Source organism: Guptibacillus algicola, assembly GCF_020171805.1.
Lineage (GTDB): Bacteria > Bacillota > Bacilli > Bacillales > Guptibacillaceae > Guptibacillus > Guptibacillus algicola.
The window spans coordinates 1,122,840-1,144,174 of sequence record NZ_JAIVAF010000001.1; the positions used below are offsets into that span (position 1 = coordinate 1,122,840).

Below are 21,335 nucleotides of genomic sequence, written 5' to 3' on the forward strand. Positions count from 1 at the left end.
ACTCAACGCTACAAAGCAATTGACGATCATACCGACATTCTTTCTCGATAGTTCTTAAGTGCTTCAGATGTACATGTGTAAACGCCCTGACTAATGAGCTTTCCTAATGTCGTAATCGTCCCGGCGTAGGGTAGGTGTTTACCTCTTTGGCTAGAGGCAATCAAAATGCTGTCTGTCGGTGTTCCGGTAGCATAAGAACCTGTTACCGAATCTTTCACATCATGATCGTGCAGAACCTTTACTTTGGATTCAGTTGCAGTCATGATACTTTGTATGAACGCTTCGTCTGTAAGAGAGCCATTCACAAACACCCACGTGTTGATCGTCCCTGGCAGTGGTGCATAAACATGTTCTGCACTTCTCGAAGCATCTACTGCATTCCCTATTCCAGCGGTCACAACGATAAATACAGAAACATCATCTTCTTCGATCAACCGATACGAAACATCTTCAAGACAAACAGCAGTCATCATCCCAACAGTTTCAAAAGGATCGATACCACGTTTTCTTAAATATGCCCTCATTTCTTCTCGATGGTTCAGACAGCTGTAATTTTTTGAAACGCGACGGTTAACGAATGATTTATACCAGCCTGTCCCAGATCCCACCACACCTGAAGACATTGTACGAAGCGGGAAGGGTGTTTCAAGCATTATCATATCATCGTCATACTTCAGGAGCCGATTATCAATAAGAAGATCATCCAGATCTTCTGCCCGCTTTTCTGGCAAAAGTAGCATTTGAGGTTTAGGTACGGTCGGATGAGGGTGCTTTTCGATGTGTGTCCGATACACGGATTGAATACGCCCTTCTTCTAACACCTCGTTTGGCTTGTTATGTTTATTGATCTTCCCTTCTTCAAGAAGAAGGAGTCGATCGCAATATAAACCAGCAAGATTTAAGTCATGAAAGATAGAGATGACTGTAAGACCTTGTTCACGCGTCCATTTTTTCAATAAATCGAGCAGTTCTTTTTGATAGGAAAGGTCAAGGTGATTCGTCGGTTCATCGAGCAGCAAGATTTCTGGCTCTTGAGCAAGCGCTTGAGCAAGGAACACTCGCTGACGTTCACCGCCAGAAAGTTCATTCACATAGTTGTCTTGAAACGCTTTAATTCCAGTCTGCTCCATCGTCTTTTGGACCACAGCTTCATCATGTTCACTCCACATTTGGAACCAGCCTGTATGATGCGCATAGCGTCCAAGTGAGACGGTTTCTTTCACTGTATATGGAAAGGCTTGTTCAGCATGCTGAGGAAGAACAGCGAGAACTTTTGCAAGTTGCTTAGCCGAGTATTTTGAAATAGATTTTCCCTTAATCGTTACCTCTCCTGATTGCGCTTTAAGAATACCACTTATCACTTTAAATATCGTCGTTTTGCCACTCCCGTTCGGTCCAACAATTCCTAGCAGTTCACCTTTTTGAACGTCGAATGAAAGATCATGAAGTACTTCATGACCAGGATATCCACCTGTTACGTGATTCACGCTTAACATACTTACCCTCTTCTTTCTTTACGCCTTCTAATTAAAATAATTGCGAACACTGGTGCACCGATCAAAGAAGTAATGACGCCGATCGGTAGTTCGGTAGGCGAGATGATTATTCTTGATATGAGGTCTGTCACGATCAGAAACGCTGCCCCGAGTAAAATGGATAGAGGTAAAAGGTGTCTGTGATCAGGTCCCCATAATAACCTGGTAAGGTGAGGAATCACGAGTCCGACAAACCCGATCGTCCCAGAAACAGCTACCGCTCCTCCTGTTAGAATAGAGCCCCCTAATAGAATCCAAAGCTTTCTCCTCGCTACGTTCACTCCAATATGTTGGGCACGTTCTTCTCCAAAGGACATGGCATTCAATTCCTTACTGCTAAAGAGTAAAATGGCAGTTCCGATTACGAAAAAAGGCAGGATAATCGCAATGTACTCCCATCCACGCATTGAAACGCTTCCGAGTAGCCAACCGATGATCTGACGTAGTTCTTCTCCTGTTAGAGCAATCATAAGTGAGAGCAGAGAACCAAGAAACGAACTAAATACGATTCCAGTCAAAATGATTGTCTCAACACGCATCGAGCGTTCAATTTGTCTTGCAAAAAACAAAACGAGAAAAATCGTGATGATTGAGGCAGTGATACTCATAACAGGCAACGTAAACATACCTACAACCGGTAGAGAAAGATTGAAAAAGAGCACAAGAACCGCACCAACTGATGCACCTGATGACACTCCAAGTACATAAGGATCTGCCAACGGATTGCGAAGAAGCCCTTGAAAAGCAGCTCCAGCAACCGCTAGTGATGCCCCAACAAGAGCTGAGAGAATCACACGTGGCAATCGAATATCCATCACAATTGTAGTGAACATTGGATCAGTTTCAGTTCGTGAAGGGAGGTGCAGTACTTCAGTCCAAATTAACTGTAAGATCGTTGGAATTGGGACTGAGACGGTTCCAATTGAAATACCAAGTAACATGGCACCGATCAGCAATCCTATTGCGATGAGGTATGGCACGACCTTATTATTCAGCAAAAACATCAGGGTAAACCGCTTTAGCAAGTTCCTCTATTCCTTCGATAAGGCGTGGTCCTGAACGTGTGACTAGGTCAGAGTGAACGTCAACAACCCTTTCTTCAGTCACTGCTGTTACATTCTGCCACCCGTCTCGACTCAACACTTTCTCAACAGGTTTCTCCGTATAGTAACCGTAGGTAGTAATGATGACATCAGGGTTTGCTTTGATAATCGCTTCTTGATCTACCTGGTTCCACCCTTCTTCATCATGGGTCACATTTTTAGCATTCATGAGCGAGAGCATTTCATCCATGAACGTGTTTTTTCCTGGTGAAAAAATTTCAGGTGCAGGCGAAACTTCTACAAAAACACTCTTTTGGTCATCTTCACTGATTGTTGAAGCTTTTGACTTCACTTCTTCAAGTTTCTTTTTCATATCTGCGATCATCGTTTCTGCTGCTTCCGTTTCACCAGTAGCTTGACCGATCATTTCTATCGATTTATACACTTCATCAAAGCCTTTTGCATCATTTATAACGAGAACTGCGATTCCTGCATCACGCAGTTGCTGAAGACCAGCTTCTGAGTTCTTAGCACTTGATTCGTGCGCAAGTACAAGATCAGGCTTAAGGGAGATGATTTTTTCAACGTTAAATTCCATGCCGCCAATCTTCTCAATATCAGCTGCTTCTTCTGGATAGTTAGCGAAATCAGAGACACCCACCAATTCATTTCCAGCTCCAAGCGCAAAAAGTACTTCAGTATTACTAGGAATGAGAGAGACGACCTTCTCTGGATCTTCCTCAATGGCAACTTCCTTATTTAGAGCATCCGTGATTGTTACTGGGAAAGCGCTATCTTTTGAATTTTGATCTTGTTCAGCACTTGTATCACTCGCATTATTTTCTGTGTCATTTGCACCACACCCAGCAATGATTCCTGTAACGAGTAGTAGTAAGGTAAGTAATGAATAAAGCTTTTTCATGTGTATTTCTCCTCCTATTTTTAGACAATGATGAGTTGAGGTGGTAAACACCTTTCAATAAAATAAAAAAATCCCCACGCACGAGCATGGAGATGGTCGAATGAAATTAGGGTTACTGAATACATAAATCTACGCCTAAAGTCCTTCGCACATCCCTATCCTCGTAGGTTGTTCGTGCTTGTAATTCAGGCAGGTCTCCTGGCTTATGGTTATCGCACGCTGTTCCTTCCCATTCGAGGTGACGAACAGTGGATTTTACAGCGTACAACCATTTACAGTGGCGGGACCGCGCTGGATTTACACCAGCTTCCCTTTTAAGTCTTCATAGTGAAGACACCCGAATCAATACATATGTAATTGCAAACTTCATTATACACGATTGTTGCGAGGGGCGGAAGAGGCTAAACCATCTTCTCTCTATAAGCTCTTTACCACCACGTAATCGTTATCATCATAATCCTTTCGATTCTCTTTCTTCTTTCGTGTAAATAATCCTCATTGGATTTCCACCAACAAAAGCACCTTCCGGGACGCTTTTATGAACGAGTGTCCCAGCAGAAACGATGGCATCATCACCAATTGTAATTCCAGGTAGCAGCGTGCTATTTGCTCCAATCATGACACGGTTCCCAATCACTACGTCTCCAAGACGATATTCATCAATCAGATATTCGTGAGCAAGTATCGTTGTATTGTACCCAACGATGGAATTCTTCCCCACTTTAATACGCTCAGGAAACATGATATCTACCATAACCATCAACGCAAAAGCTGTTTCACTTCCAATCTTCATTCCAAGAAACGTTTTATATAGCCAATTTTTCATTGGAATAAATGGCGTATACCTTGCTAATTGAATAACGGCGAAGTTTTTCACTACTTTCCAGAATGGGACTGTTTTGTATATTTGCCACAGGGCGTTGCTTCCTTTAACAGGGTAACGCTCGGTATTCCTCACTTGTTCGCTCCTGCAATTGGAAGAATCTCTGACATATGATCAAGCATATAGTCTGGATTGTAAGAAGATAAAAACTCTCGCCCTTTAATTGTCCAAGATACACCGACAGTCTTCACGCCTGCGTTTTGTCCAGCAAGAATATCATATTGGCTATCTCCAACCATTAATGACTTTTCTGGTGTAGACCCTAACTTTTCGATTGCAGAATTGAGCTGTTCAGGATGAGGCTTCGGATTTTCCACCTCTTCCACTGTGATCACAACAGGGAAGAACTGATCGAGCTTTGTCAGCTTTAAGCCCATCTCGACTGTGTTTCTCATTTTTGAAGTGACGATCGCCATCTTATATCCTTTTTCAGATAACGTTTTGATCGTTTCAAACACACCGTCGAATTCGGTAACAAGAAGATCATGATTCTCGATATTGTGCTCACGATAAAACTGAACCATTTCTTCCGCTCTTTCTTTATCATGCTTTTCAAACGTATGATAAAGTGGCTCCCCGATAAATCCCACAAGTTCTTCGTCTGTATACATACCTGGGTAGTAATGCTCGAAAGTATGCTTGAACGATGCCATGATTAAATCGTTCGTATTAATTAACGTACCGTCTAAGTCAAATAGAATTGTATCAATGTTCATAAAAAGGTTCCTTTCTGTGTGACACACGTGTATCCTTTCTCTTCCAAATAATCGAAATCACCAATGTTAGTAAAACAGCTGTAATCAGTCTGACTAATAAAAGATAGATCACCGGGATGCCGAGTGGGATAAAAATCAGCGTATCCTCAATAACAGCATGACACGCGACAAGAAAAATAAACGCCAAATAAAGATCCTTTTTCTTAACCCCGTCTTCCTTCGCTGCCTGAATCATCACACCCGCACCGTAAGCAAGACCGAATACAAGACCTGCAGCGAGCGTCGTCGACGTATTCTCCCTCATACCGAGACTTCTTGTGATAGGTGCCATCCACCTAGAAAAGACAGAAAGCCAAGATCGATCCTTCATCACTTGAATAAAAATCATCAATGGAATAACGATGATCGCGAGCTGTAATATCCCAATCGAAGCTTTTTCAAGACCTTCAAGTAGAATGGCACCCCATCCGTTAATTTCCTCGCTAGTTTGCGGTACGAAACCATAAACCGCTTGTTTTTCTCCACCTTGCCAAACGAGGTTAATGATGAATCCTGATAACAATGCTAGACCAATCCGCACACACAAAATCACCCATAGTTTGACGCCAACCTTTGCAGCAACTCCAGATTCAATCAACAAATTGTGTGAGAAAGAGAGCATGACGGCAAGGATAAACACCTCTTTGACGGATAGATCCAGCGTAAGAATCGCTCCAATTCCTGCATAGAGGTTCAGGAAGTTTCCGATTACGAGTGGGATGGCTGCTTCTCCTGATAGTCCGATCCACTTCATACCAGGTTCGATTACATTGATCAGCCATCCAAGTACAGGTGTATACCTTAGAATCGTAACAAGAAGAGTTATTGGGAAAATGATTTTGCCTAGCTCCCACGTTGTGTGGAGACCCGTTTTCAATCCACGTTGTAGTGTTCCCATCCCAACGTCCTCCTAGGATTTTTCGTTATAAGGCTTCGGATTTTTCTTCATCCTACGATAAACGATTATGATGATTGCACCGATGATTAGAACAACCGAAATAACCTGCGCCATTCTGAGAGATTCAGTTAACATAAGGCTATCTGTTCGTAATCCTTCTATAAAGAAGCGCCCGATTGAATACCAGATTACATAGGATAGGAAGACTTCTCCTCGTTTCACGTTTGTTCTTTGTAAGAGAATTAGAATAACAAATCCGACTAAGTTCCAAAGAGACTCATACAGAAAAGTTGGGTGATAATATGTTCCGTTGATGAACATCTGATTCACGATAAAATCAGGAAGCATTAAATTTTCAAGAAAGCTTCTTGTTACCTCTCCGCCGTGTGCTTCCTGGTTCATAAAGTTACCCCAACGTCCAATAGCCTGACCAAGGATGATACTAGGAGCAGCAATGTCAGTGATCTTCCAGAATGATAACCCGCGCTTTCGAGTGAAAACAAGAGCGGTAATAACGGAACCGATCAATGCACCATGAATGGCAATTCCGCCTTCCCATATCGCAAAAATGTCCCCCGGGTTATCCTTATAGTAGCCCCACTGAAAGATGACATAATAAATTCTTGCTGAAACTATGGCAATGGGCACAGCCCATAAGATTAAATCGACAAACGTTTCTTTTGGTAGTCCTTGGCGCTGTGTTTCTCTAACGGCAAGAACAAGTCCAAGATATGCCCCAAGAGCGATAATGATGCCATACCAATAGATTGAAATTGGTCCAAGTTGAACAGCAATCCGATCTAGAGGTTCTATCGTTGCTAGCATGTCAGTTTCCCCTTTCTAAGTTCACTCTATTAGATGCTATCGTGCTCATCTCCATCTTCAATTTCCTTCGTTAAACGCTCAGAAAATTGTTTCGCTGCGTTCATTCCCATGTTTTTCAGACGGAAGTTCATAGCCGCGACCTCAATGATGATGGCTAAATTTCGTCCAGGACGCACTGGAACCACAAGGCGAGGGACGTTAGAGTCAATAATCTTCATATGTTCTTCTTCAAGACCAAGGCGATCATATACTTTCTTAGAATCCCATAACTCAAGATTGATAACTAATGAGATCTTTTTGTAATTTCGGATTGCACCCGCACCAAACAAAGTCATCACATTGATGATCCCCAATCCTCTTATTTCAAGAAGATGTTGGATCAATTCAGGAGCACTACCAACGAGTGTGTTCTCAGCCTCTTGTCGAATTTCTACAGAGTCATCGGCTACTAGTCTGTGACCACGCTTAACGAGTTCTAGGGCCGTCTCACTTTTTCCAACACCACTTGAACCTGTGATGAGAACGCCGACACCATAAATATCAACAAGTACACCGTGAATCGCAGTATTAGGAGCAAGTTGACTCTCCAGATAGTTCGTCAGTCTACTACTCAAACGAGTTGTCGTCATACTGGTACGTAGGATTGGAACGTCATTTTCTTTCGAAGAACGAATCAGCTCATCAGGCACAATCATATCTCTCGAGATCACAATACCCGGGGTTTCATCTGTACATAGTTTTTCCATACGCGCCTGTTTTTGCTCTTCAGGCAATCCATTGAAGAAAGACAGCTCAGTCTTCCCTAACAACTGCAATCTTTCAGCAGGATAATATGTAAAAAAACCAGCCATTTCAAGACCTGGACGTGAAATATCACTTGTGATGATCGGGCGATGAATCCCCTCACCACCACTTACAAGTTCAAGGCTAAATTTTTCCATTACATCTTTCATGCGAACTTTTACCATCATAAACCTCCTTGATCGAACCTTATAGTTACATTTTTCGCTATTTTCTATTGTACCATTTCACATTTGAAAGAACAGAATGATGCACCACAAAATTCTCCAAAAGAAAAACCGATGCTTTCGCATCGGCGTTCTTATTACGCATCAACTGGTACAACAGCATCATGAAGTTGTTGTTCGAGATCTTGCTTATGAGCTTCTTTCATTTCGTTCGACCAGTTCAAACGTTTTGCCATATATTCAATCACAGGTTCTTTCCATGTTTTCACCCATTCGATATCGAAGTATAGCGCGCTCGTTCGACGATTAAAGTAATCGAGCGGTGTTGCTACCATTTCTTCTTCAATACCGTAGATAAGTGTTGCGAATACCTCAAGACTTAAGCCATGGAAGTTTGCTTCTGTTCCGATCGTTTCGATAATCTGGTAAATTCGCTCGATATTAGAACCGTATCTCTGAACGAGTCTGTCAGCTTCCTCTACTGATAAGCCAAGCGTTGTACCGCGGCGAACTTGCTTCGTCGCATAATCTTTGAATCCTTTGCTTCCACCAACGTCCCCTCCAGAGAGAACCATATTCTTTGTAGTGGAGCTAGGAAACTTTTTATATTTCTCATCTTTAAATTCATCAGCAACGAAGTCGACAACTTTCTCAGCCATTTTACGATAGCCAGTTAACTTGCCCCCGGCAATTGTAATTAATCCTGAGTTGGAGTGGAAGATTTCATCTTTACGAGAAATTTCGGACGGATCCTTTCCTTCTTCATGAATAAGTGGACGTACACCCGACCAGCTAGATTCCACATCATCTTTGTCTAGTTTGATTCCTGGGAACATATAATTAGCTGCATCGATGATATAATCGCGATCTTCAACTGTCATTTGTGGATGAACAGGATTTTTCTTGTATTCCGTGTCTGTTGTACCAATGTATGTTTTTCCAGCTCTTGGAATAGCGAACATCATACGGCCATCTTCAAATGGTGTGTCGAAATACACAGCTTGCTGAAGTGGAAACTTACTTTCATCAAAAACAAGATGAACTCCCTTTGTCATAAAGAGGTGTTTCCCTTTCTTAGACTGATCAAGTTCTCTGATATCATCTACCCAAGGACCCGCTGCGTTCACAATTTTTTTCGCTCGGATTTCTCGTGTCTCACCTGTAATGACATCCATTGCACGTACGCCAACGACCTTGCCATCTTCATACAAAAGCTGTTCTGCTTTTACGTAGTTAACTGCTTTCCCTCCGCGATGAACAGCCTCTTTCATCACTTCAAGAGTAAGACGGGCGTCATCAGTTCGGTATTCAACGTAATACCCTCCACCTTTTAGATCGTTCTTTCGAAGTAATGGCTCTTTTGACATTGTTTCTTTCTTAGAAAGCATGCTTCTTCTCTCTTTTCTCTTAACACCAGCAAGGCGGTCATACAACGCAAGACCTGCACTAGTAGAGAACTTACCAAATGTCCCACCTTTGAAGATCGGTAGCAGCATCCACTCTGGAATTGAAACGTGTGGAGCATTTTCATATACAATGGCTCGTTCTTTACCTACCTCAGCCACAAGACCAACTTCAAAGTTCTTTAAGTATCGAAGGCCTCCGTGGACAAGTTTCGTTGAACGACTTGATGTACCTGCAGCATAATCCTGCATCTCAATAACAGCAGCATTCATTCCTCGTGATGCTGCATCAAGTAAAATACCTGAACCTGTAATACCTCCACCAATTACTAATAGATCCAATTCTTCAGATACCATCTGATCTAAAATAACGCTTCTTTGCAATCCAGAAAATGGTTTAACCAAAACGCTCACTCCTTTTATATATCTAGACTAGATCATCCATTCGTTTTAAATAGGCTCTTATTACCATACCCTTCTCCATAAGGAATAAAGCATGGTAAAACTTATAAACTATACGTAGTCGAAACAAATTTAGCGATTTAACTTTTTAATTCGCTAAAACAACAAAAAGACCACAACATCTCAAGCCATAGTTCTCCTATGCTTGAGCGTTGTAGTCTTCTCCTTTTCTCCGACCGCTTTACTATTAACTTATATTTAGTGTAGCACACTTTAGTTTGAGTTGCTATTCAGAAGTGTTATTTAAATGCCATTGTCGCATTCACAGCTTTTTTCCAGCCGTCATACAATTCTTCCTTTTGGTCTTCTTTCATTTCAGGTTCGAAAGCACGATCAACCATCCACTGCTTTTCAATTTCTTCACGGCTTTCCCAATATCCTGTTGCAAGACCAGCAAGATAAGCTGCACCTAATGCTGTTGTTTCGTTAACAGTTGGGCGCTCTACTTGAACTCCAATCATATCGCTTTGGAACTGCATTAAGAAATCATTATTCACAACGCCGCCATCGACACGGAGTGTTTTCAAATCAATGCCTGAATCAGCTGTCATAGCATCGAGAACGTCTTTCGTTTGGTAAGCAAGTGACTCGAGAGTTGCACGGATAAAGTGCTCTTTGCTTGTCCCTCTCGTTAAGCCAAATACGGCTCCTTTCACATCACTATCCCAATATGGCGTACCTAATCCTACAAAGGCTGGAACCATATAGACGCCTTCAGTCGATTCAACACGCTCAGCATACTTCTCACTTTCAGGCGCAGAATTAAACATGCGAAGTCCGTCTCTAAGCCACTGGATAGCTGAACCTGCTACGAAGATACTTCCTTCAAGTGCATATTCAACTTTACCATCAACTCCCCATGCGATCGTGGTTAAAAGACCATTTTCAGACTTAACAGCTTTTTCACCAGTATTCATCAACATAAAGCAACCTGTGCCATACGTATTCTTAGCCATTCCTTTTTCGTAACATGCCTGACCAAACAATGCTGCTTGTTGGTCTCCTGCAACGCCTGCAATCGGTACGTTTTGACCAAAGAAGTGATAATCTACCGTTTCTGCATAAACCTCAGAAGAAGGACGAACTTCAGGAAGCATTGATTTTGGAACATCTAGCATGTCAAGAAGCTCGTCGTCCCATTTCAAATCATGAATGTTGTACATTAACGTTCTAGAGGCGTTCGTGTAGTCAGTTACATGAGCACTTCCACCAGATAGTTTCCAGATGAGCCACGTATCGATCGTTCCAAACAACAGGTCACCATTTTCCGCCTTCTCGCGAGCACCGTCTACATTATCAAGAATCCACTTTACTTTTGTGCCTGAGAAGTATGCGTCGATGAGCAGCCCCGTTTTATCCCTAACCATTTCACTGTGGCCCTGTTCCTTCAGCTCATTAACAATGCCCGCTGTTTGACGGGATTGCCAAACAATTGCGTGATAGACAGGCTTTCCAGTGTTTTTATCCCATACAACAGTCGTTTCACGCTGATTTGTAATTCCGATTGCTTCAATATCTTTTGCAGCAATATCTGAAGTAGAAGATAGAACTTGTGCCATTACGGAAAGAATAGAACTCCAAATTTCTTGGGCGTCATGTTCCACCCAACCAGACTCAGGAAAGTGTTGCTTGAATTCCTTTTGAGCTACGTTAACGATTTCACCTTTCTTATTAAATAAGATAGCGCGTGAGCTTGTTGTTCCTTGATCGAGTGATAAAATATACTTTTCTTGTTCTGCCATTGTGAAGTCCTCCCTTTAATCTAGAATAAAATTTTAGGACGATTAATTTTTCGCCTTTTCACCTGAATGGATACTATCTTCTACCTTATCACCAGCATGGTAGAGGCCAAACAAAAAGATTGTGACAAAGAGCGTTGAAAACCAGAATTCCATGCTGTAATTTGCTTCTGTCACAGACTTATAGAAGATAGCACCGTAAATGCCTCCGAAGATTGGCCCAGCTACAGGAATCCATGCGTATCTCCAATTGGAATCACCTTTACCTGGAATAGGTAAAAAGAAATGCGCGATACGAGGACCTAAGTCCCTGGCTGGATTAATTGCATAGCCAGTCGTTCCGCCAAGCGAAAGACCAATTGCTACGATCAAAAAGCCAACAATGAATGGATTTAACCCTTCTGTAAATTCGTTTGAACCAATTGCGAGTAGACCGCTCAGTAGCACTGCTGTTCCAATAAACTCACTTAGGAAGTTACTGAACGTATGCGGTATAGCTGGATCCGTTGAGAACACCGCCAATTTAAGCGCTTTATCTTCTTCTTTACGAAAGTGCGGAAGAAAATGAAAGTAGACGATACACCCTCCGAGAAAGGCTCCAATCATTTGTGCTGTTATGTAGCCAGGTACCTGACTCCATGGAAAATCTCCAACCGCTGCTAACCCTAATGTTACTGCAGGGTTTACGTGAGCACCACTAACCTGTCCAGCTGCATAGACAGCCATCGCTACACCGAGTCCCCACCCAAGAGCGACAACAATCCAGCCGCCACCTTGAGCCTTTGAGTCCTTGAGGTTGACGTTAGCGACAACCCCTCCACCAAAGATAATCAAAATCATTGTACCTAATATTTCCCCAACAAATGGAGTCATCTTTGACACCTACCATTTCTTTCTAAGTATGGTATGTTGAAATGTATTCCTACTCTCAACTATACCCTGTTTGCGCCATTTCAAAAGTAACATAAAAAACCACGACAAATTTTCCTATACATCTGATAGGAATTTTGCGTGGTTCTCCTCGTCTCCGGCACGTTGTATTAACTTACTGTTTATTAAAACAAATATATGTAAGCGATGTCAAATCCTTTTTTTGGGTTCATAATGCTTCCACAGCTCGCTTTTTGACGTTGTTACTGCAGTTGCTCCACCTTTTAGAGCGAGTTCTACATCATCAACAGAGCGTATAAAACCACCTGCGAAAATAGGAACCTCAATTTCTTCATGCAATTCTTCGAATACTTGAGGAATAATCCCAGGGAGGATCTCCACACAGTCTGGCTGTGTATGCTTAATTATATTTAAGTTTTTTTCAAGCGCCATAGAGTCAAGCATAAATAACCTCTGCACAGCAATGATATCGCGCCGTTTTGCGACGGATAGCACATTCGACCTTGTCGAGATCAAACCAGCTGGCTTCACTTCCTGACAAAGAAATTCAGCACCATGTTCATCGTTTTTTAACCCTTGTACAAGATCTGCGTGTAAAAGAATTTGTTTATCCGCTCTCTTTCCTTCTTTCACAATTGATTTTAATTGACCGATGTGGGAATCGAGCAACACGATATATGTATATGAACTATTCAATAATGTTTCAAAATCCCGCATCTTCCTAACTGCAGGCAAAATCGTCTGGTTATGAAATGGCATAATGCAGCCTCCTTTTCATACTATCTTACCAGATATAGTGACCAAAAATAAAAAACACACGCCATTTGAAGGCGTGTGTTTCATTACTTTTTGATTCGATCGAGAATAAGCTTATCGATTAATAAATTTAATAACCCGATGATCACTGCTGCAAGGATCGCCATCCCAAAGCCATCGATGACGAAAGAGCTCCCCATGAACGCAGCTGTGATCAACAATGTTATCGCGTTAATTACGATTAAAAACAATCCGAACGTTACAATCGTAACCGGTAGTGTTAATACGATTAATACTGGCTTGATAAACACGTTTATCACAGATAGTAAAACACTCGCTATAACTGCAGCTCCGATCCCCTCTAAATAGAAGGCCTCAAAGTAACCAGCCACCACCATTAAAACGATACTGTTTACGATTAAACTGATCAACCATTGCCCCAAGGGCTATCCCTCCATCACAAGTGTAAGCGTTATTCGTTAGTGGAATACGCTACTGTAACTGAACCAGCTGTAGACGTGGCATCGATTCGATAATTATATTCTGAATCTACTTCAGTTTTGAACTTCTTCATTCTGTGAGAGATTTCTTGTTTTTCTCTCACTACGCTCATGTTATCTAAATCAGCTGTAATCGCTCCGATTGTAGACTTCAGGTCGCCAGTTAGATTCATTCCTTTTGGAACATTTACTTGAATCGTACCATTTACGGTTTTCAATTGAATGCTTCCACTTACTGTTTCTAGAAGCGTATAGCGAATTGCTCCATTTAGGGATTGTGCTTCAACCTCTTTATACGTGCCATCAAGAGTTATTGGACCGTTTGCTGTTTCTAGCTCGCAAACATCACCGTTTGTATTTACTACCGAGATTGCTCCATTCCCAGCTTCAGCTTCTAAATCTTTTACTTCAGATGACTTGATTCCAACCTTCCCATTAGCGGTCTTCAGTTTCGCTTTCGCTGAATGAATCGTTTCTCCAGTAACATCACCATTAAACGTAGTAATCCATACTCTTTCATATTCTTTAGCAGGTACATAAACAACGATGTTAAGCTTCACATCCGCTCTTTCAGACTTAAACGTCATCTTCCCTTCATCGATTGAAAAGTACGTATCTCTTAGTAGCTTTTCTTTTGCAGCTTCCGCATTAGATACACGGTATACGTTTGCTTTACAATCGATCTTCACATCGTTCTGGTCCCAAGTTTGAAAAGCAATTTCTCCGTTTCTTACGTGTATGTCTATTGTGTCTAGAGAAACATCTTGTTGTTCAAACACGTGTGCAGCTTCTTCTGATGAACCGAAATTAAAGTCAAGGTCCATGTCCTTCACTTTTTGAATCAACGACTCTACAAACTGACCGACTCTATACCCTGGTTGAGACCGTTCTGGCTCCGGCTCAGCAGCTTTTTCTTCTTTTTTCGTATCCGCATTACCAAGTGCGCTTAATAGTTTCGCACCTTCATCTGCAGTGATTTTTCCTTCTTCGATCATGGTCAAAATCATTTTGCGTTCTTCGTTCATTCAAAAACATCCCCTTTTCATTTATTGAAGTGGTCTAACACTTATACCTGATTACCAGCGGAGAACTTGAATTCCTTTTACGATATTCCAGATAAACACAATGACATTAAGTAAACCAAAGACGATGAAACCAAGGAAAACAACGACTCCAATATCCAATCCAAATACTGCTATAAAGGCGATAATCACACTAGCGAACGGTAATAAATGAGAAAGGACTGCCCGCTTCGCATGATACGTAACTTCCTCATCTCTCATTACGAAAAAGACGATGATTGGAAATAGGAATGGAGCGAAAAACACACTAAAATAACATAGTGACGACATTACTTTTTCCACAGACATGCATGTTTCTCCTTTCAAAACTATCTACCTATTTATACGAATAAACAATGAGAAGGTTTCATAAAGTTATATTCAATAAAAAGACAGCCAGTTCGGCTGTCTTTTATGTTTAAACAGATTGTGTTTGTTCTAGCTTCTTTTTCATCCGCTCTTTGTCTCGCTTAAGAATCGGCGCAAGATAACGTCCTGTATAAGACCGTTCTTCTTTCACGATTTTTTCAGGAGTTCCTGTAGAGATGATTTCACCGCCACCATCTCCGCCTTCTGGTCCAAGATCAACTAGATAATCAGCAGTCTTAATCACATCTAAGTTATGCTCGATGATTAAAACAGAATCACCGTTATCCACTAATCGTTGCAATACCTGAAGTAATCGCGCGATGTCATCGACATGAAGGCCTGTTGTAGGCTCATCAAGGATATAGAGTGTTTTCCCAGTTGATCGTTTATATAACTGTGAGGCAAGCTTCACGCGCTGTGCTTCTCCTCCAGACACCGTTGTAGCCGGCTGGCCCAACGTAATATAACTCAGACCAACATCATATAGCGTTTGTAACTTTCGATTGATTTTAGGAATGTTCTTAAAGAACTCGAGCCCGTCTTCAACTGTCATCCCTAATATATCAGCGATATTTTTCCCTTTGTATTCTATTTCCAGCGTTTCACGATTGTACCGTTTCCCCTCACATACTTCACAAGGAACATACACATCAGGTAAAAAGTGCATCTCGATCTTTATGATTCCATCTCCACGACACGCTTCACAACGGCCGCCTTTTACGTTAAAGCTAAAGCGACCTTTCTTATATCCGCGGACTTTTGCTTCGTTTGTTTGTGCAAAAACGTCACGAATATCATCAAAAACACCCGTATATGTTGCTGGGTTTGACCTTGGCGTACGACCGATTGGTGATTGATCGATATCGATTACTTTATCGACGTATTCTAACCCTTTAATTTTCCTATGTTCGCCTGGTTTGTCTTTTGCTTTATGAAGCTTTTGTGCAAGGGACTTATAGAGAATATCATTGATGAGCGTACTTTTTCCTGATCCTGATACACCCGTTACGCATGTAAATAAACCGATCGGGATTTTCGCATTCGTATTCTTTAAGTTATTTTCTTTCGCCCCAACGATCTCAATATATCGCCCATCCGTCTTTCTTCGTTCAGAAGGGACGGGAATAAACTTTTTACCAGAGAGATATTCACCTGTAAGAGACTCCTCATCACTCATAATCTCAGCCGGAGTACCTTGTGACGTTATATATCCCCCGTGCGCTCCTGCACCTGGACCAATGTCGATAATATGATCTGCCGCAAGCATCGTATCTTCGTCATGTTCTACAACGATCAACGTGTTTCCTAAGTCTCTCATGTTTTCTAAAGTAGATATGAGGCGATCATTATCTCGTTGATGCAACCCGATCGAAGGCTCATCCAAGATATAGAGCACACCCATAAGTCTTGAACCTACCTGCGTAGCGAGCCTTATTCTCTGAGCTTCTCCTCCAGATAGAGTACCTGCTGATCGATTAAGAGTTAAATAATCTAATCCAACATTTACAAGAAATCCAAGGCGATCCTTTATTTCTCGTAAAATCATTTTACCGATGGTCGCTTCCTTCGCTGTGAGTTGTAGCTCATCAAAGAAGACAGAAGCATCTTTAATAGCAAACTCCGTTGCTTCTCCGATATGTTTTCCGTTAATTAAAACAGAACGCGCTTCTTTTTTCAGTCGATACCCTTTACAAGTTGGGCAGGGTTTTTGAGACATATACGCTTCCATTTGCTCACGAATATAGTCAGAGCTCGTTTCACGATAACGTCGTTCAACGTTAGGCACGACGCCTTCGAAATGAATATTGTTCTCTCTTACTTGCCCAAAATCATTCTCATATCTAAAGTAGACTTTTTCATTTCCACTACCATAAAGCACTTTATCAAGGAGATGCCTAGGAAGCTTTTCGACAGGTGTATCCATATCGATTCCAAAATGATTACAGACGCTCTTAAGAAGCTGCGGATAGTAACCAGAACTAACCGGTTCCCATGGAGCAAGTGCATGTTCATTAAGCGTTAAGCTCCAGTCTGGAATAACGAGATCGAGGTCTACTTCTAGCTTTAAACCAATTCCATCACAAGATGGGCATGCGCCAAATGGGCTATTAAATGAAAACATTCTCGGCTCTAATTCGCCGATTGAAAATCCACAGTATGGACAAGAATGATGTTGATTGAAAAGAAGTTCTCCTTCTCCTATCACATCTACAATGACCTGTCCTCCTCCAAGTTGAAGAGCTGTTTCAAGTGAGTCAGCAAGTCTTGATTGGACACCATCCTTTACAACAATACGGTCGATTACGACTTCGATAGAATGTTTTTTGTTCTTCTCTAAGGCAATGTCATCTGCTACTTCCATCATTTCACCGTCGACACGAACCCTCACGTAGCCCTGCTTCTTAATATCTTCAAGGATCTTTACGTGTTCTCCCTTTCGACCAGATACAACGGGAGCTAGGATTTGTAGCTTCGTGCGTTCTTCATATTCTAGGATCCTATCGACCATTTGTTCAATTGTCTGAGAAGTGATTTCCACTCCATGACGAGGACACACAGGACGTCCGATTCTCGCAAACAATAGGCGCAAGTAATCGTAGATTTCGGTTACTGTTCCTACAGTGGAACGAGGGTTACGACTAGTCGTTTTCTGATCGATCGAAATTGCAGGAGATAATCCTTCAATTGCATCGACATCAGGTTTATCCATCTGCCCAAGAAATTGCCTTGCATAAGCAGAGAGGGATTCTACGTATCGTCTTTGCCCTTCTGCATAAATCGTATCAAAAGCTAATGATGACTTTCCCGAACCAGATAAGCCAGTCAAAACGACTAGCTTATCTCTAGGGATCGACACATCAACGTTTTTTAAATTATGGGCTCTTGCCCCTTTGACGACGATTTCTTCATTTGCCATTTATTCGTCATCCTTCCGCTTTAAGCTCTAATAGTAAATCACGAAGCTCAGCAGCACGCTCAAAGTTAAGGTCCCGTGCAGCTTCCTTCATTTCTTTCTCAACATTTTCAATCATCTTCGTACGTTCTTTCTTGTTCAGCTTACCTGGCTTCGGAGCTGTGTACTCTTCGCCTTCTTCAGCTGCCACAGTTGCTCGAATCAAGTCACGAACTTCCTTTTTGATCGTCGTAGGAGTAATACCATATTTTTCGTTGTATGCCTGTTGTGTTTCACGACGCCGCTTCGTCTCATTCATCGCGATATCCATTGATTTCGTGATCTTGTCTGCATACATGATGACATGACCGCTAGAGTTACGAGCTGCTCGTCCAATCGTCTGAATTAATGATCGTTCAGATCTTAAGAAACCTTCTTTATCTGCATCAAGGATCGAAACGAGAGATACTTCTGGGATATCTAGCCCTTCTCTCAACAAGTTGATGCCGACTAAGACATCAAAGACACCAAGGCGTAAATCACGGATGATTTCAATTCGCTCTAACGTCTTTATTTCTGAATGAAGGTAACGAACTTTCACACCCATTTCTACTAGATAATCGGTTAAGTCCTCTGACATCTTTTTCGTTAGAGTTGTAACAAGAACCCTCTCATTTTTCGTGGCTCTCTTATTTATTTCATCAAGTAAATCATCGATTTGACCCTCGATCGGCCTGATTTCAATTGTAGGATCAAGTAATCCTGTAGGGCGAATGATCTGCTCTACTACCTTTGTTGAATGCTCTTCTTCATATGGCCCAGGTGTAGCAGACACATAGACAAACTGATGAGCTTTTTCTTCAAATTCCTCGAACCTTAACGGTCGATTGTCCTTGGCTGAAGGAAGTCTGAATCCATGATCCACGAGTACGCCTTTTCGCGCCTGATCTCCGTTATACATTCCTCGAACCTGAGGCAATGTAACATGAGACTCATCGACCATGATTAAGAAGTCTTCTGGGAAGTAATCCATTAAGGTATATGGCGTAGCCCCAGCATCTCGTAGAGTTAGATGTCTTGAATAGTTTTCAATTCCAGAACAAAAGCCCATTTCTGCCATCATCTCGATGTCATACTTTGTTCTTTGCTCCAGTCGTTGTGCTTCAAGAAGTTTGCCGTCTTCGTTCATCTTCTTTAACTGCTCTTCTAACTCCGCTTCAATCCGTTTGATCGCCATCTTCATCTTTTCTTCACGCGTTACGAAGTGGGAAGCAGGGAAAATAGCAATATGTTCACGCTGACCTAATATTTCACCAGTCAATGCATTCACTTCTGTAATACGATCGATTTCGTCACCAAAGAACTCAACTCGGATACAGTTTTCGTCTCTTGATGCTGGGAAAATCTCAACAACATCTCCGCGAACCCGGAATGTACCACGAGTAAAGTTAATGTCGTTACGTGCATATTGAATATCAACGAGATCACGTAGAAGACCGTCCCTGTCTTTCTCCATTCCAGATCTTAGGGATACGACTAGGCTTCTGTATTCTTCTGGATTACCTAAACCATAGATACAAGAAACACTGGCAACAATGATGACATCGTTACGTTCGAATAAACTTGATGTTGCGGAATGTCGCAACTTATCGATTTCATCATTGATACTAGCGTCTTTTTCAATAAAAGTATCCGATTGAGGAATATAAGCTTCAGGCTGATAGTAATCGTAATAGCTCACAAAGTACTCAACAGCATTATTAGGAAAGTACTCTTTAAATTCACTGTATAATTGTCCTGCTAGCGTTTTATTATGAGCAATAATAAGCGTCGGTTTATTAACCTCTTTGATTACGTTGGACATTGTGAATGTTTTTCCAGTACCTGTCGCTCCAAGTAATGTTTGATACCGATCATTATTATTTACACCTTCAACAAGCTTTTTAATTGCTTCAGGCTGATCGCCTTGAGGCTCATATTTAGAGACCAATTCAAACTGTCTTTCCACCTTAGTCGCCTCCGTTCGTATTCTTCATAAAATTTATTATATCATAAATGATGGCTATTCCTTCAAATGAAACGAACTGGTATTCCCCTTTTTTTAGGACGACACTTCCGATATTACAAAAACTAAGGTATGCTGAGTGAGCAAATACCCTTTTCAGAAAAAGGAGTTATGACCTTGTTTGTTTTCTTAGCATTACCACTAGGACTAGCGATCGGCGCAATATCAGGGTTCTTTGGAGTAGGCGGGGGGTTTTTATTAACACCTATTCTTCTCCTGCTCGGATATGAACCTTCAACTGCGATTACGATCAGCTTACTATATAGCATGAGTACTTCTATTTCAGGAGCGGTTAAACACTATCAACAAAAACATATACTTTGGAAACCTGTTATCATCTTATCGATCAGCGGGATGCTAAGCACCCAAATAGCAAAACCGCTCGTCCTCTTTTTAGAGTCGATCGGTTATGATGAAATTGTCATCTCACTCTTATATGTAGGGTTACTCAGTTATTTCGCACTATCCATGCTAACGGAAAAGCAATCTACCCAGGAATCGTCTCAGTTGTATTCCATTTCCCCTGTTCGAGCAATTCTAATCGGACTAGCCGGTGGGTTTATTTCATCTGTTCTTGGCGTAGGGGGTGGGTTTGTTATGGTGCCACTTTTAATTAGTGTTCTAGGTCTTCCACCACGCTTAGCAGTAGGAACGTCTCTTGCAAGCATCTTCATTATTGTATCTACAGGGTTCTTTTCATACATAGGAAGTGTAAGTATTCCGTTCACTCTAGCATGTATTTTAGTAATCGGTGCGATTATAGGCTCGCGTATAGGGGCTGGAATTACTGAATTTGTTTCCAATCACGTTATACAGAAACTATTGGGTACACTATATATCTTTACATTGGTGAGTGTCATTTTGGAACTCTTCCATTTACCGATAGCAGGATTAAGTATCCTTGCCATCTATATCACTCCACTCATCATTTTCTTTAGCTATCAGTATAGAACAAAAAAGAAGCGTCTATTCTCTTCAGAATAGACGCTATTTTATCTTTTTCTTATTTTGTTTTTGAATCTTCCTAGAAAAATAAAATCCGATCAAAGCAGAAAGAATCGTGATAAGGATCAAATGAATCGGGTGGTCAAACCCTCCAAAAATTGCCCACATGAAAAGCAGTGCTAATCCGAGACTAACATATTTATTATATGTAACGCGTGTAAACACAACGGCAACAATCGCTGGGATGAGTAATGCTGCTAATATCTCCTGCATGAGTTGGTTCCCCTCTCTAAAGCGTAACTCTTTCTCCATCTTACAACAAATGAATGAGAGAATGCTATTAAGTGTTAAAATTCTTATTAAAAGCTATTCATTTTATTCTACTTTGAATCAACCAAAAAGGCTGTTGAGAGGTTTCTCAA

19 protein-coding genes and 1 riboswitch are annotated in these 21,335 nt (G+C 41.5%); of the genes, 1 reads left to right on the plus strand and 18 read right to left on the minus strand.

Features of this window, described 5'->3' with window-relative positions; genetic code table 11:
* Positions 1–26: 26 nt before the first annotated feature.
* From LCM09_RS05925 to uvrB, 17 genes are all read right to left on the minus strand, one after another.
* Complete coding sequence (locus tag LCM09_RS05925) at positions 27–1,496, minus strand: adenosylcobinamide amidohydrolase (protein WP_224879531.1); 1,470 nt, start codon at positions 1,494–1,496, stop codon at positions 27–29.
* A 2-nt stretch (positions 1,497–1,498) separates the two neighbouring features.
* Entirely contained in the window at positions 1,499–2,539 is a 1,041-nt protein-coding gene (locus LCM09_RS05930) for a FecCD family ABC transporter permease (RefSeq protein ID WP_224879533.1), read from the minus strand.
* Complete coding sequence (locus LCM09_RS05935) at positions 2,523–3,500, minus strand: ABC transporter substrate-binding protein (protein WP_224879535.1); 978 nt, start codon at positions 3,498–3,500, stop codon at positions 2,523–2,525. Before LCM09_RS05935 ends, LCM09_RS05930 begins: the two co-directional genes overlap by 17 nt.
* A gap of 171 nt (positions 3,501–3,671) precedes the next feature.
* Positions 3,672–3,856, minus strand: a riboswitch (cobalamin riboswitch).
* A gap of 95 nt (positions 3,857–3,951) precedes the next feature.
* Entirely contained in the window at positions 3,952–4,458 is a 507-nt protein-coding gene (locus tag LCM09_RS05940; protein WP_224879537.1) for an acyltransferase, read from the minus strand.
* Complete coding sequence (gene ppaX / locus LCM09_RS05945) at positions 4,455–5,099, minus strand: pyrophosphatase PpaX (RefSeq protein WP_224879539.1); 645 nt, start codon at positions 5,097–5,099, stop codon at positions 4,455–4,457. The genes LCM09_RS05940 and ppaX overlap by 4 nt, the downstream gene beginning before the upstream one ends.
* The gene (locus LCM09_RS05950; protein ID WP_224879541.1) at positions 5,089–6,036 is read right to left on the minus strand and encodes a nucleoside recognition domain-containing protein; all 948 of its coding nucleotides are present in this window, start codon (positions 6,034–6,036) and stop codon (positions 5,089–5,091) included. Before LCM09_RS05950 ends, ppaX begins: the two co-directional genes overlap by 11 nt.
* A 12-nt stretch (positions 6,037–6,048) precedes the next feature.
* Positions 6,049–6,861, minus strand: a complete 813-nt coding sequence (lgt, locus tag LCM09_RS05955; RefSeq protein ID WP_224879543.1) for a prolipoprotein diacylglyceryl transferase — start codon at positions 6,859–6,861, stop codon at positions 6,049–6,051.
* Positions 6,862–6,890: 29 nt separating this feature from the next.
* The gene (hprK, locus tag LCM09_RS05960; RefSeq protein WP_224880106.1) at positions 6,891–7,829 is read right to left on the minus strand and encodes an HPr(Ser) kinase/phosphatase; all 939 of its coding nucleotides are present in this window, start codon (positions 7,827–7,829) and stop codon (positions 6,891–6,893) included.
* Between the two features lie 137 nt (positions 7,830–7,966).
* The gene (locus LCM09_RS05965) at positions 7,967–9,589 is read right to left on the minus strand and encodes a glycerol-3-phosphate dehydrogenase/oxidase (RefSeq protein WP_224880108.1); all 1,623 of its coding nucleotides are present in this window, start codon (positions 9,587–9,589) and stop codon (positions 7,967–7,969) included.
* 344 nt (positions 9,590–9,933) lie between these two features.
* Positions 9,934–11,436, minus strand: a complete 1,503-nt coding sequence (glpK, locus tag LCM09_RS05970; protein WP_224879546.1) for a glycerol kinase GlpK — start codon at positions 11,434–11,436, stop codon at positions 9,934–9,936.
* A 42-nt stretch (positions 11,437–11,478) separates the two neighbouring features.
* A complete protein-coding gene (locus LCM09_RS05975) occupies positions 11,479–12,306 on the minus strand; it encodes an MIP/aquaporin family protein (protein ID WP_224880110.1) in 828 nt (275 codons plus the stop codon).
* A 207-nt stretch (positions 12,307–12,513) separates the two neighbouring features.
* The gene (locus LCM09_RS05980) at positions 12,514–13,083 is read right to left on the minus strand and encodes a glycerol-3-phosphate responsive antiterminator (RefSeq protein WP_224879548.1); all 570 of its coding nucleotides are present in this window, start codon (positions 13,081–13,083) and stop codon (positions 12,514–12,516) included.
* An 83-nt stretch (positions 13,084–13,166) separates the two neighbouring features.
* Complete coding sequence (locus LCM09_RS05985) at positions 13,167–13,523, minus strand: phage holin family protein (protein ID WP_224879550.1); 357 nt, start codon at positions 13,521–13,523, stop codon at positions 13,167–13,169.
* 29 nt (positions 13,524–13,552) lie between these two features.
* Positions 13,553–14,605, minus strand: a complete 1,053-nt coding sequence (locus LCM09_RS05990; RefSeq protein WP_224879552.1) for a DUF4097 family beta strand repeat-containing protein — start codon at positions 14,603–14,605, stop codon at positions 13,553–13,555.
* Between the two features lie 51 nt (positions 14,606–14,656).
* The gene (locus tag LCM09_RS05995; protein ID WP_224879554.1) at positions 14,657–14,950 is read right to left on the minus strand and encodes a magnetosome magnetite crystal formation protein family; all 294 of its coding nucleotides are present in this window, start codon (positions 14,948–14,950) and stop codon (positions 14,657–14,659) included.
* Between the two features lie 109 nt (positions 14,951–15,059).
* Positions 15,060–17,927 carry an excinuclease ABC subunit UvrA gene (uvrA, locus tag LCM09_RS06000; protein ID WP_224879556.1) on the minus strand — a complete coding sequence of 956 codons (2,868 nt, stop codon included), beginning with the start codon at positions 17,925–17,927 and terminating at the stop codon, positions 15,060–15,062.
* Between the two features lie 7 nt (positions 17,928–17,934).
* Positions 17,935–19,911, minus strand: coding sequence for an excinuclease ABC subunit UvrB (gene uvrB, locus LCM09_RS06005; RefSeq protein WP_224879558.1), 1,977 nt, complete (start codon positions 19,909–19,911; stop codon positions 17,935–17,937).
* Positions 19,912–20,085: 174 nt separating this feature from the next.
* Between uvrB and LCM09_RS06010 the strand changes: the two genes are divergently transcribed.
* Complete coding sequence (locus tag LCM09_RS06010) at positions 20,086–20,952, plus strand: sulfite exporter TauE/SafE family protein (protein ID WP_224879560.1); 867 nt, start codon at positions 20,086–20,088, stop codon at positions 20,950–20,952.
* Positions 20,953–20,955: 3 nt separating this feature from the next.
* Here LCM09_RS06010 and LCM09_RS06015 read toward each other — a convergent pair whose 3' ends face one another.
* A complete protein-coding gene (locus LCM09_RS06015) occupies positions 20,956–21,186 on the minus strand; it encodes a DUF2198 family protein (protein ID WP_224879561.1) in 231 nt (76 codons plus the stop codon).
* Positions 21,187–21,335 lie beyond the last annotated feature (149 nt).